This is a genomic window from Cellulosilyticum lentocellum DSM 5427, from assembly GCF_000178835.2.
In the GTDB taxonomy this organism is placed as follows: domain Bacteria; phylum Bacillota; class Clostridia; order Lachnospirales; family Cellulosilyticaceae; genus Cellulosilyticum; species Cellulosilyticum lentocellum.
The window spans coordinates 1,494,894-1,507,194 of record NC_015275.1 but is presented as its reverse complement, the minus strand read 5'-3'; the positions used below and the strand labels follow the sequence as shown (position 1 = coordinate 1,507,194).

Sequence of the window (12,301 nt, the reverse complement as noted above, 5' to 3'; positions counted from 1 at the left end):
GCAAGCAAATCATAGTATGGTCATATTTTATTTGCAATTTGTTTACTTTCTATAACGTTCTATTTCTAATGGTTCATTATTTGAAAAGAGATGAGGATTAATGGCTAGCATGTCATTAAGTAACGCTGCCACTCCCTGAGTCTCGCAAATACGAACTGTAGCATCACCAAACTTTCCTAGATGCATCACACCTTTTTCCTTAAAATAATCATCTACTTTCCAAAAATATTCTGACCAATGATCACCACAATGTCTTCTAGAAGGCACTGATAGCTCTTCTCCCTTTTCATTAATAACAACTAATGGCTCCATTTCATCTGTCAGACGTCCTTTAATATCTACCCACTCTTCTACGCCGTGCATAAAAGTATTTCTTCTAAGGTCCACTCCTAAAAGCATAATCTGTGCATTTCTATCTAATAATTTTCCCCAAGGAGACTGTCTTGCACAAGGTGTATGCCATAATTCATTATCTTTTATAAAATCTTCTTTATCTTGTCCTATGGCAGCTACTGAATGTGTAGGATGTAGCGATCTTACAACACCTGGCCTTTTTCTAAATAACTCTGGCAAAATGCCTACACATACCTCTGAATGAACTACATCAAATTTAGGATTTTCTGCATTAATATAAGACCACGTATGGGTAGGCAAGACCAATAGCCCTTCCTTCATATAAATCATTAAAGCGTCTAATACGGTGTCAGCACCACCTTCTACTTCTCCTATACTCTTCATAGAAGAGTGAACTAATAACGTGCCTCTTGGGTTAATCTTTAATTTTTCTAGTGCTTGCAATAAGTCTTGCTTTGTGTAAGCCATTATTATCTTATCCTTTCTACTAGGTATAATATGTATCTTATGTCTACCATATCATGAGTCACCTTACTTAGCAAACTTTTCTAGCTATTCATTAAAATACTTTATATTTTCACCAAAAATTCTTCATCTTTTTCGGCTCTTTGACAGTTATTAATCCTTGTATTAAGATGAATAATAAGATTAACACAAAGGAGCCTTATTATGAAAAAGTCAAATATATTAGTCATAGGAAGCTTAAATATGGATTGGATTATTGAAGTGGATCATACACCTATAGCTGGTGAGACCTTACTAGGCCATTTTGCAAAAGAAGTTCCTGGTGGTAAGGGGGCTAATCAAGCTTATGCTGCTTCTAGCTTAGGTGGTCATGTGACTATGCTAGGTGCTGTAGGCAAGGACCCTTCCGGTGAAAAGCTCCTACAAAGCCTTCAAAAAGCAGGTGTAAATACCTCTCCTATTCAAGCAAATTCAGAAACGGGCTCTGGTATGGCCATTATCTATCTTAATAAGATGGGTAATAATTCTATCGTAGTACTCCCTAATGCCAATAACACAGTAACAAAAGAAGTGATTATGGCTCATGATGAGCTCTTTAAAATAGCTGACATTATTATGCTACAATTAGAAATTCCTTTAGAAGCTGTCTATGAAGCTGCTGCCTTAGCACACAAGTATCATAAGACCATTATCCTTAATCCAGCACCTGCCATTAGTCATTTACCTAATGAAATACTAAGTAAAATTGATTATATAACCCCTAACGAAACCGAACTGAGCACTTTAACAAATCAACCTGTTACTACAGTAGATGATGCTATTATTGCTGCACAAACTTTACTTCTCTCTGGTGTTAAACATGTCATTACGACTTTAGGTGAAAAAGGCGCCATTTTAGTCACACTAGAAGAAGCTCGTCACTTCCCTGCACTCAGTGTCAAGGCAATCGATACAACTGCTGCTGGAGACTCCTTTAATGGCGCCTTAGCTGTTTATCTTGCTGAAGGAAAATCCATTGAAGAAGCTATTGTCTTTGGTAATCAAGTGGCTGCTATAACAGTTACTCGTGAAGGTGCTCAAAGTTCAATTCCTTTCCGAGAAGAAATACTACCCACTACAGAAAACTTATAAAATTTTATGATAATCTCATATCTATTTACAAAGTAAAAAGACATGTACTTTTAAGTAACATGTCTTTTTACTTTGTATTTTATTATTTAGCTACAAGGTTAACAATACGTCCTGGAACATAAATTTCTTTAACTACCGTCTTACCTGCTAACTTATCAGCAATAAGCTCTTTTGCTTTTTTAATCGCCTCTTCTTGACTTGCTTCTGGAGAAATCATCATACGTGCAGCAATTTTTCCTGTGATTTGAACAACGATTTCTACTTCATCTTCTTTCATCTTTTCTTCGTCATAAGTTGGCCATGTATTTTCAAATACACTGCCGCTTCCGCCTACTTTAGCCCAAAGCTCCTCACTAATGTGTGGCACAAATGGTGCTAAAAGAATAACAAGAGCCTTAAGTGTTTCATTAGCAAGGCCTCCTTGTTTCTTTTGAAGGTCAAGAAGCTCATTAGTGTATTGCATGAAACCACTTACTACTGTATTTAAGTTGAAGTTTTCCATACGCACTGTAATATCGCGAATAAGTTTATGACGAATTCTTTCCATATCTTTTGTTTCTGCTACTGCAGTATTTTCATCCACTAATTTCCATACTTTATTAAGGAAACGGTAAACCCCTTCAATACCTCTATCATCCCATTCAGAATCAAGTTCTGGTGGTCCAATGAAGAGTTCATACATACGAAGTGAGTCACAGCCATATTTTTCAACAAGCTCATCTGGAGAAACAACATTTCCTTTTGATTTACTCATTTTAGCGCCAGCTTTAGTCACCATACCTTGATTGAAGAGACGTTTAAATGGTTCTTCAAAGTCTACAACTCCAATATCAAATAAGAATTTAGTATAGAAACGAGCGTAAAGCAGGTGAAGAACAGCATGCTCAATACCACCTACATACATGTCTACTGGTAGCCATTTTTTCATATCTTCTTTGCTAATAAGCTCCTCATCATTGTGTGGGTTTGGATATCTTAAGAAGTACCAAGATGAACCAGCCCATTGTGGCATTGTGTTTGTTTCACGTTTAGCTGGACCACCACATTTTGGACAAGTTGTGTTAACCCACTCATCAATAGCTGCGAGTGGAGATTCACCTGTACCTGTTGGCTCATAGCTTTCTACATCTGGGAGACGAATTGGAAGGTCTTCTTCTTTAACCCCTACAATACCACAGCAGTCACAGTGAACAACTGGAATTGGTTCTCCCCAATATCTTTGACGTGAGAATACCCAGTCACGAAGCTTGTAGTTAGTTGTTTTCTTACCAATATTTTGTGTTTCAAGGAACTCTGGAATTGCTTTTTTAGCTTCTTCAGATGGCATGCCATTGAAATCTCCTGAATTAATCATGACACCAGCTTCTGTGTAAGCCTCAGTAAGCTCTTCTTCTTCTCCTGACTTAGAAATAACCTGGATGATTGGTAAATCAAATTTCTTAGCAAAAGCAAAGTCTCTATCATCATGAGCTGGTACACACATGATGGCACCTGTACCATAGTCAGCGAGTACATAGTCAGAAATCCATACTGGAATTTTTGCTCCATTAAGAGGATTGATTGCATATCTACCTAAGAATACACCTGTTTTTTCTTTGTCAGCCATACGGTCTACTGATGATTTTGTAGAAGCATCAAATACATATTTTTCAACTTCAGCTTTTTGGCTTTCTGTAGTAAGTACCATCACTTTTGCATGCTCTGGTGCCATTACCATAAAGCTTGCCCCATAAAGTGTATCTGGTCTAGTGGTGAAAACTTTAATCTTTTCATCTGTACCTTCGATTTCGAAGTCGATTTCAGCACCATAGCTTTTACCAATCCAGTCAGCTTGCATCTTTTTAACTTTTTCTGGCCAATCAAGACCATCTAAGTCATTAAGAAGTCTTTCTGCATAATTTGTAATTTTAAGCATCCATTGACGAAGGTTTTTCTTCGTAACGGTACTGCCACAACGATCACAACAGCCTTCTTTTACTTCTTCATTTGCAAGACCTGTTTTACATGATGGACACCAGTTGATTGGCATCTCTTTTTCATAAGCAAGACCATTTTCAAACATTTTAAGGAAAATCCATTGTGTCCATTTGTAGAATTCTGGATCTGTTGTATTAACTTCCTTATCCCAGTCATAAACAGCACTGATATCGTGAAGCTGACGTTTGAAGTTTGCAACGTTTTCTGCTGTAGCAATAGCTGGGTGTACTTTCTTTTGGATGGCATAGTTTTCTGCTGGAAGACCAAAGGCATCCCATCCCATTGGGTGAAGGACATAGTGGTTTTGAAGAATTTTATAGCGGCTCCATACATCTGAAAGTACATAACCTCTCCAGTGACCTACGTGAAGACCATTTCCTGATGGATATGGGAACATATCTAAACAGTAATAAGGCTTTTTACCTTCTGTTTCAACATTAACTGGGTGCTCTTCCCAATGTTTACGCCATTTTTGTTCAATCTCTTTGTGATTGTATTGCATTGTTTTGCCTCCTTAGGTATTGTGTTTAAATCACTATAACATGTACAATTACTATTTATAATAGTGGCTATATAGTGATGTTTTTCCTTTAGTAAATAGCATCAAAAAAACCTTCCGACTCTTAGATATTCCAAGAGACGAAAGGTTCTATTTCCGCGTTACCACTCTTATTTGCAGGGAATCCCCTACACACTCAAACTTCTATAACGGGAAGACCCGCCATGACCTACTATGAGTTCAGCCTGGAACTTAGCGACGAGTTCACAAAATCCATTTTACTACTTCACACCACCCAGTAGCTCTCTGATAAAACGACTTTCCTACTACTTCGCATCATTGTTTTTAATGTATACTATTTTTATAAGGCAAATTTTATCATACTTAATGATGAAAAGCAACGGTTTATTGAGGATATTAACATAATGTAGTACACTTTATTCTTCATTTTCTTCTTCGTTTTTCTCTAGTGTCCTTTTTTTCTTATTATTTCTTTTATAAAGGTTAACACCAATTAGTATAACAGGGATAATTATGACAACAAAAGGTAGAAGTCCTGTAACTAAAATGATGATCCCTTTACCTATTTCCATTAAGGTATTCATAGAGCCTTTAAACACTTCTTCTACTTGCTTACCAAAGGTTGGATCTACTACTTCTTCCTCTACTACTATTTCTTTTACTTCTTGCACTTGAATAGAAAGCGTACCCATATCTACTAAAGCATCATAGTGCTGAAGTGTACCACTTAGATTTTCTATTTCATAAGTAACATTACTAACTTCTTGTTCTAATTCAAATAGTTCCTGAAGCGTCCCTGATTTCTCTAGAAGTTTTAGTAAACGGTCATATCTTGCTTTTAATGTCTTTAATCTGATTTCTGTATCTACATAAGCACTTGTCACATCTTCATTATTGCAAGATAAGTAAGATACATTTCCAAATTCACTCCCGCGATTGACAAAAACATCAAACTGGGCCTGTGGCACTCTCACTGTTAAAGTAGCTGTTCGGTTATTAGAATCCTTATTGTAAAAGCTACTTCCTTGAATATTCGAACTTTCTATGTAACCCCCTAAGCTGATTACACAGTTGGTTAAGCTTTCAACCGTTTGACCAAAGTGCTCTGTTTGAATCTCCATATTTCCTGTTTTAATCACTTTACGATTATACGTTGAGGTGGTATTAATTTTCGGATTCTCACCAGTATACCCCGCTGCATCCTGGCCTGCTTTTTCATCGCTAGTAACTGAAGATTCATTGCTCGTATAAGCTGCCTCTTCTTGTGGTGCTGCATAAGCATTCGCAGCAGGTGCAGCTGCTTCACTTGCCGACTTACTACTACCACAGCCATTAGCTAATATCATACTACTTATTCCTACTACAAACATGAGTTTTTTAAATTGATTTCCCCATTTTTTCATCACTTGACTCCCCCTCAATATTTATTTAATTCTTTAGACGTAAAAAAAACAACTGAGTTCCCCTTTTTATTTAAATTTTCAAAAATATTTTATTTTTCATTAGGGATTCCACTTACAGCCCACATATATAGAAGTGTAAAAACAAATTAAATAACTTCCCACGGCATAATCACCGCAGCATCAACCTGAGGAACTGACCGGGTCAGCCAAGTCTCAATCTATTGTTATAGGTACCTCTGGACTTAAGGAAAATGTTCACTTGTGCGCTGACAGGGAGGCGCCACTTATAAGTTATCGAGTGCGTTTTTACATCTATAGCAATACCAACAAACAAAGTTTCAAACCAGAGTCTTAAGGCCTTAGCTTCCTCTCATAAAGGTGCGCCGGCTAAGACTTTTAAGAGCTCCTCACTCATTGGTTTAGCTTTCATAATGCCTAAAGTATGCCTCTTCTTATAGCATCTATATGCTGAGGAGCCATTACTATGCCTTTGATGAGGTTTACTGAAGGAAAAATGAAAGCCAAACTAGAGTCTGAGAGACAAAGAGGGAATCATGCGTGTATGCATGGTTCCCTTTTTGTCGTTTAGTTGATTTCAATTTTAATGTTCTACTCTTGTACTTGATCCTTAAAAACTACCTCTACTGATTCTACTTCCTCACAGCCCCTTAAAAAATTAAGGGCTGCTTCAGCTAATGCTCTATTACTTAATTCCCCTTCAAAATTATCTTTAAAATCTTTATCTATCTCTTTATCTTCTATTTCAAAAAATGCATTCACCCACTGCATCCATCCTTGCCTCTTAGCTTCTGCTGTACCCTCACTAATCAACTGGACTGGATTAATATCTTTGCGGCGATAAATGCCTAGGAAAAAGCCTATCAGTATCATATTGCAAACCAAGTTAGTCCCGCCATAGGAAACAAATGGCATATAAGTGCCACTTATACTAGGAAGAATCCCTAGGTTTGAGAGTATACTTAATATAAATTGTACACTAAATAGGGTGCTAATACTGATTAGTAAATCATGCCCATACCCTTCTCTCACCTTTGCTGCTGTTTTAAAGCATCTTATAAGAAGTCCTATAATCATACACACCAAAATAATAGCTGGTAATATTCCCAAAATACCAATCATAAAGTTAAGGATATAATCCGTAACACTACTTCCATAAGGCGGTACCACTTCTGTTGTTCCTAATTGCTCTAATGTATAAAATAAACCATCATTTCCTACAAGACTTGCACCCTTACACATATTTCTAAGCTGTATTGTAAGCCATCCTTCTCCCATAGGGTCAATACTAGGATTGAGCCAAGCCCTTATACGCTCCAACCGGTGAGGTGCCTCTATTATCTTTTTAATAAAGAAGGTTCCCACCACTCCTAGTATAGCAATCCACAAGATGAAATGATGCTTTTTATTCGATATCAGCTTTAAACAGTTAGGATAATGTTTGTAGAAAATCCCCACTAGCACAATAAAAACAATTATCCCTTGAGCAAGATTCCCTCTCACATAAAATATTGTAGGAAGCATCATCAGCACGAATAGAAACATAGCACCAGACTTTCCTCTCTTACTCCATTTTCTTGCTAATCCTATATAACTTATTATAATGAGTGGGGAGACTAATACTGCTGTTTCAAACTGAAAAACACCTATTCCTAACCATTTTTTTGCTCCATTTAATTCATATCCCCATAAGAAAGTTAAGATAAGTAAAACCAGTGCTGCTACATATAAAAGTAACGAATATTTCTCTATCCTTTTATAATCCATAAAATACATGCCAATTAAACCAATAGCACCTATTACTATACAGATGAACTGCTTGTACAAGTAACTTGCCCCTTGTATATATGTACTAAAATAATACTCATAAGTAAACATAGTGATTAAACTAATTCCCAAAAGACCTACTATAAGTAAGACTGTAGGCCACTCTAACCTTGGCTTATGCATTTTGTGAAGACTCTTTCCGATCTCCACACTCTCTCCCATTTGCCTTACCGCCTCTTCATAAGCCTTATCCTCTGTATAGCCTTCTTCCTCCATTAATGTTTCTTTTAAAGATTCAATATGGTCATTTAATTCTTGAGCTAATTGAGGATGCATCCTTTTATATCTTACTTGCTCTAATACTTCTTTAAGAAAAGCATCTACATAATGGTTCACTAAGTACCCCTCCCCCTATTACCTTTCTTACACCTTCAGAATAAAGCTGCCACTCTTCTTTCTTCTCTTTTAGTCCCTTTTTTCCTGCTTCTGTAATGCGATAATATTTACGCTTTCTAGCCGACTGGGTATCTTCCCAATAAGCCTCTATCATCCCTTCATTTTCAAGAGCATGCAAAATAGGATACAGGGTTCCTTCCTTAAGTGTAAAAAGGTTGTCAGTTCTTTGCTCTAATGCTTTAGTGAGCTCATAACCATATTGGTCCTTCTCATTTAATAGTTGTAAAATGAGTAAAGTAGTAGTTCCCTTAAGTAATTCTTTGCTAATCGCCATCTCTATACCTCCTATTACAATACATTGTAAATCTAGGTATATACTACTATGTCTCTAATAAAAATACAATAGTAAAAAAAGTATTTATCATTTTTCATTCTTATGGTATAGAAGTGTTACAAAACTTCTTACAAGAACGCTACATCAACGGCTAAATTTTCTCCTAAAGCTTTTTCATAAGGGACCCTGTTATGTTGCCAATCTACCCAATAGCATCTGCTACTATAAGGGATATGTTTTCCTTTTTCAATACATGACCTAAGTGGATCTTTCTCATGTAGTCCAATCATGAGAAAATCATAGCTTCTAGCTTCCATTCTCATATAAGCCCACAATCGCTCTACTCTTTCTTTATTATCTTCGAGATCCCAAATAGCAGCGCAGGCATAATTAGCTGCTTCATTCATTTTAGGAAAAGAAGGATAGCCTAGTAGGCGGCTTGGACATTTTGAAAGTATGCTATAAAGGAAGCTATAGCTTTTCACCACGTATTGTTTATAACTCTGCTGATTTAAAACATAGCCTCCTGTAACAGCTTTTCCATTTTCAAATAGGCCATAAAAGGTAGCATTTTTTAAATCATAAGCATCAATCTTGACTAAACTACCATTAACTGTTTTAGCTTTAGCTTCATATAATGCTTCTAATTCATCTTTATTACACTGTCTGATGTCTCCCTTCAACTTCCTTTTTCTAATACCTGACTTACAAAAGTAAACCTTATATTCTCCTGCATAAATATAAAGTGGCATTACTTTCCTAGGCTTTTCCAGCATCTTTTGAACAGCTATATTCTCACTTAAAATAGTGGTAAAGTATAGGTCAACTTCCTCTTTTATCTCCTCGTATAAATAACGATAAATAGCAGGAATAAAGAGAATCTTCTTTTGATACTCTGGCAATAGTTTAAGACCTGCTAAATAACCTAAACGCTTGATTTCTCCTTGCCAATACACGCTTCTTATAATACAGCTTCCTGTTCCTATAATTTTATCTTTCTCTTTCTCTTTAAGTACCACTATGAAACATTTATCTCCTTCCTTTTGAAAGGAGGCTAGAGGGTTAGGATCTCTTAAATATTGCACAGCAATATCCCCTTCAAACTTGCCACTCTTAAAAACCTCTTGAATCCCAAGCTGATCCTCATCTGTCGCTTTATAAAATACATATTGTTTACTTTGGAAGCTCATCTAGATTTCCTCCTATAGGCACATTCATCTTTTGATCCACTTCTCCTCCAATTCTAAGATTCATTCCCCAAAATAACGTCCATAACATAGGATTAGAATGGCTCATGGCAAATATCCCCCGTCTCCATACATTTTTAAAATTAGAAAATTCTTTGCGTGCATCACAACAAAGTTGACTTAATCTTTCTGGTGACATATTTTTAGGCACAAAAGCTAACTCCCCATAGTTATAATCTTCCTTTAACCACCATTCATCTTGTAACAGACGCTTTTCTTCTTTTAGACGTTTATATAGAGGCGTTCCTGGAAACGGTAATAAATGATTAAAAGCTGCTGTATAAAACTTGTGTTTCTCTGAAAATTTCAAGGCCCTTTCAATGGTTGCCTCTGTATCATAGTCATATCCAAATACAAAGGTAGCGTAAATACCCATACCTGCATCATGAATACGCTTTACGAGCTCATCATTTTCTTTACTCAAAATATTAATAGACTTATTCATTTGCCTAAGGTTTTCTTGTTCTAAGCTTTCAAAGCCGATGAGAATAATTTCACATCCACTTTGCTTCATAGCTTTTAATAGCTTTTCATCCTTTGCCATACTCAGCGTGCCCTGTCCTGCCCATTTGATGCCTAAAGGCGTGATTTTTTCAAATAGCCCTAAAGCATTTGCTTTGTTCGCCATTAAATTATCATCTACTAAGAAGTGATACTTATGCTCTGACTTCTTAATATCTGCCACAATCTGCTCGTGAGGTCTTGCAAAATACTTACAGCTATAATACCCTGCAATAGCACAAAAATCACAACGATTACAACAGCCTCTACCTGTTTCAACTAATGAAACTGGTAAATATTTTTTCCCTTTAAATATAGATTTATCAGGAAGCGTATTGCTAAATACCGTTTCGCCTTTGTAACATGTCTTAAGCTGACCTTTTCTAAAGTCTTCTAGCATCTCTTGCCAGGTGTTTTCAGCATTACCTACCATAATACTATGAGCATGCTGCTTCACTTCTTCTGGTACAAGGGTTGTATGATACCCTCCCATTACTACTGTCACACCTCTTTCGCGATACTTCTTAGCAATTTCATAAGACCTTTTTGCTGTATAAGTCTCCACCGTAATAACTACTAAGTCTGTTGGAGCATCATAATCAATGAGTTCAATTCTATCATCATAAAAAGCTGTTTCAATATCATTTGGCGTTAGCCCCTTGAGTACTGCTATAGTCAGTGGCTCCATTTTCCAGGTTCCTATGTACTTTTGTCCTGCCTTTTTCCCAATGGCAGGTAAAATAAAGGTTAGCTTCATCTTTTTCACCCTTCCTAGTTAGTATGTCCCTCATTACTTTGTCTCTTTCCAGTTACCTTACTGAATACTGGAGTTATCACACATTACTTCTCTTGTAAAAAGCTCATATTTATTGGCATATCCCTTATAGCCCATATTAAGTGGAATAGAAAGCCATGGAGTATGTCTAAAGGGCGCTAGACGCTTTAAGATGTTACTGGTTTTATACGTTTCTTTCCATGCCCATGTAATACCTGCTTCCAACTCCTCCACAGTCATTTGAGCAGGGGTAAATACACAATGCTCTACATCATACATTGCCCAATTGCGTTCAAAAATGCGTCCAGCTTTATCTAGTTGGCGATATAACTCTGTCTTTGGAAAAGGTGTCAAAATACTGTAGCGTGGCAAATCAATTTTGACTTTTGTCACCATCTCAACGGTTCTTTCAAAAACAGAGGTATCTTCATGGTCCCCACCAAAAGCGAAACAACCTTGTACCAGAATCCCATGTGCATGTAGTTTATTCATTAGCTCCGCATAAGAGGCTACTTGATTAACACCTTTGTGCACATAAGCTTGAGACTCTTGACTAATGGATTCAAACCCAATGAGTAACCCTTTACAACCACTTTTTTCAAATATTTTTAATAGCTCATCATCCATTCCCACATGAGAGGTCACCAGTCCCAACCAATAAATCTTTAAAGGAATCAATGCTTTAAATAGCTTTTTTGCATATTCTATGTCTATAATGAGATTGACATCTGGAAAAACAATGATTTTAGCATTTAAAGCCGCAATCTCTGCCACTACTTCTTCAATGGGTCTTTTGTACACCGTACGTCCAAATGCAGTGGGATAGGCACAGAAAGTACATGGATGACTACAACCTCTGACCAATTCTACTGTATTGGTGGTAATATAACCTTTTTTATTTAGTAATTCCCTTCTTGGAATAGGTCTACCTTCTATTTTAAAATTACACCCTTGATGATAAATAGGTTTTAGTTCTCCCCTTATAAAATCCTTTAGCATCTGCGGAAAGGTGAACTCTGAAAACCCTGTCATTACCACATCAGCATGCAATGCAGCTTCCTCTGGCATTATAGACGGATGCACACCTCCTATAAAAACCTTAATTCCCTTTTTTCTAAAATAATCCCCGTAAGCATAACACCTAGGAGCTGTGCCAGTAATACAGGTGATTCCTATTAAATCTGCTTCTAAATCCAGTGGAATGACGCCTACTGTCTCATCATAAATCACAACCTCAGCATTTAATTCTTCTGGTACCAAAGCCGCTAATGTTGTTAAAGTTAATGGTGCATAATGAAGAGATTTTCCAAAATTCCCATTATACCTGTGCATGGCACCTGCTGGTGCAAGTAATGCTATTTTCATATATTTTCCTCCCCATTTTTCTATAAAGGACTTTTTATAATTCTACTC

Annotated in this window: 9 protein-coding genes and 1 other annotated feature; of the genes, 1 reads left to right on the top strand and 8 read right to left on the bottom strand. The window is 36.6% G+C overall.

Annotated elements, in window-relative coordinates:
- Positions 1–42 precede the first annotated feature (42 nt).
- Complete coding sequence (locus CLOLE_RS06780; protein WP_013656343.1) at positions 43–822, bottom strand: AAC(3) family N-acetyltransferase; 780 nt, start codon at positions 820–822, stop codon at positions 43–45.
- 201 nt (positions 823–1,023) lie between these two features.
- Here CLOLE_RS06780 and rbsK point away from each other — a divergent pair, with 201 nt between their 5' ends.
- Positions 1,024–1,950, top strand: a complete 927-nt coding sequence (rbsK, locus tag CLOLE_RS06775) for a ribokinase (RefSeq protein ID WP_013656342.1) — start codon at positions 1,024–1,026, stop codon at positions 1,948–1,950.
- Positions 1,951–2,032: 82 nt separating this feature from the next.
- Here rbsK and leuS read toward each other — a convergent pair whose 3' ends face one another.
- From leuS to CLOLE_RS06740, 7 genes are all read right to left on the bottom strand, one after another.
- Positions 2,033–4,429: a leucine--tRNA ligase gene (leuS, locus tag CLOLE_RS06770; RefSeq protein WP_013656341.1), complete on the bottom strand. Its 2,397-nt coding sequence runs from the start codon at positions 4,427–4,429 to the stop codon at positions 2,033–2,035.
- A 130-nt stretch (positions 4,430–4,559) separates the two neighbouring features.
- Positions 4,560–4,775 (bottom strand) — a binding site (T-box leader).
- 88 nt (positions 4,776–4,863) lie between these two features.
- Positions 4,864–5,850 (bottom strand): DUF4349 domain-containing protein, encoded by a 987-nt coding sequence (locus tag CLOLE_RS06765; protein WP_013656340.1) that lies wholly within the window; start codon positions 5,848–5,850, stop codon positions 4,864–4,866.
- Between the two features lie 609 nt (positions 5,851–6,459).
- A complete protein-coding gene (locus tag CLOLE_RS06760; RefSeq protein ID WP_013656339.1) occupies positions 6,460–8,031 on the bottom strand; it encodes an FtsW/RodA/SpoVE family cell cycle protein in 1,572 nt (523 codons plus the stop codon).
- A complete protein-coding gene (locus CLOLE_RS06755) occupies positions 8,003–8,365 on the bottom strand; it encodes a PadR family transcriptional regulator (protein ID WP_013656338.1) in 363 nt (120 codons plus the stop codon). The genes CLOLE_RS06760 and CLOLE_RS06755 overlap by 29 nt, the downstream gene beginning before the upstream one ends.
- A gap of 128 nt (positions 8,366–8,493) precedes the next feature.
- The gene (locus tag CLOLE_RS06750; protein WP_013656337.1) at positions 8,494–9,555 is read right to left on the bottom strand and encodes a hypothetical protein; all 1,062 of its coding nucleotides are present in this window, start codon (positions 9,553–9,555) and stop codon (positions 8,494–8,496) included.
- A complete protein-coding gene (locus tag CLOLE_RS06745) occupies positions 9,539–10,870 on the bottom strand; it encodes a B12-binding domain-containing radical SAM protein (RefSeq protein ID WP_013656336.1) in 1,332 nt (443 codons plus the stop codon). The genes CLOLE_RS06750 and CLOLE_RS06745 overlap by 17 nt, the downstream gene beginning before the upstream one ends.
- Before the next feature lie 57 nt (positions 10,871–10,927).
- A complete protein-coding gene (locus CLOLE_RS06740) occupies positions 10,928–12,253 on the bottom strand; it encodes a B12-binding domain-containing radical SAM protein (RefSeq protein WP_013656335.1) in 1,326 nt (441 codons plus the stop codon).
- Positions 12,254–12,301: the final 48 nt, after the last annotated feature.

Coding starts and splice junctions, on each gene's coding strand:
- CLOLE_RS06780 (WP_013656343.1), bottom strand. CDS start 822: ATGGCTTACACAAAGCAAGACTTATTGCAAGCACTAGAAAAATTAAAG.
- rbsK (WP_013656342.1), top strand. CDS start 1,024: ATGAAAAAGTCAAATATATTAGTCATAGGAAGCTTAAATATGGATTGG.
- leuS (WP_013656341.1), bottom strand. CDS start 4,429: ATGCAATACAATCACAAAGAGATTGAACAAAAATGGCGTAAACATTGG.
- CLOLE_RS06765 (WP_013656340.1), bottom strand. CDS start 5,850: ATGAAAAAATGGGGAAATCAATTTAAAAAACTCATGTTTGTAGTAGGA.
- CLOLE_RS06755 (WP_013656338.1), bottom strand. CDS start 8,365: ATGGCGATTAGCAAAGAATTACTTAAGGGAACTACTACTTTACTCATT.
- CLOLE_RS06750 (WP_013656337.1), bottom strand. CDS start 9,555: ATGAGCTTCCAAAGTAAACAATATGTATTTTATAAAGCGACAGATGAG.
- CLOLE_RS06745 (WP_013656336.1), bottom strand. CDS start 10,870: ATGAAGCTAACCTTTATTTTACCTGCCATTGGGAAAAAGGCAGGACAA.
- CLOLE_RS06740 (WP_013656335.1), bottom strand. CDS start 12,253: ATGAAAATAGCATTACTTGCACCAGCAGGTGCCATGCACAGGTATAAT.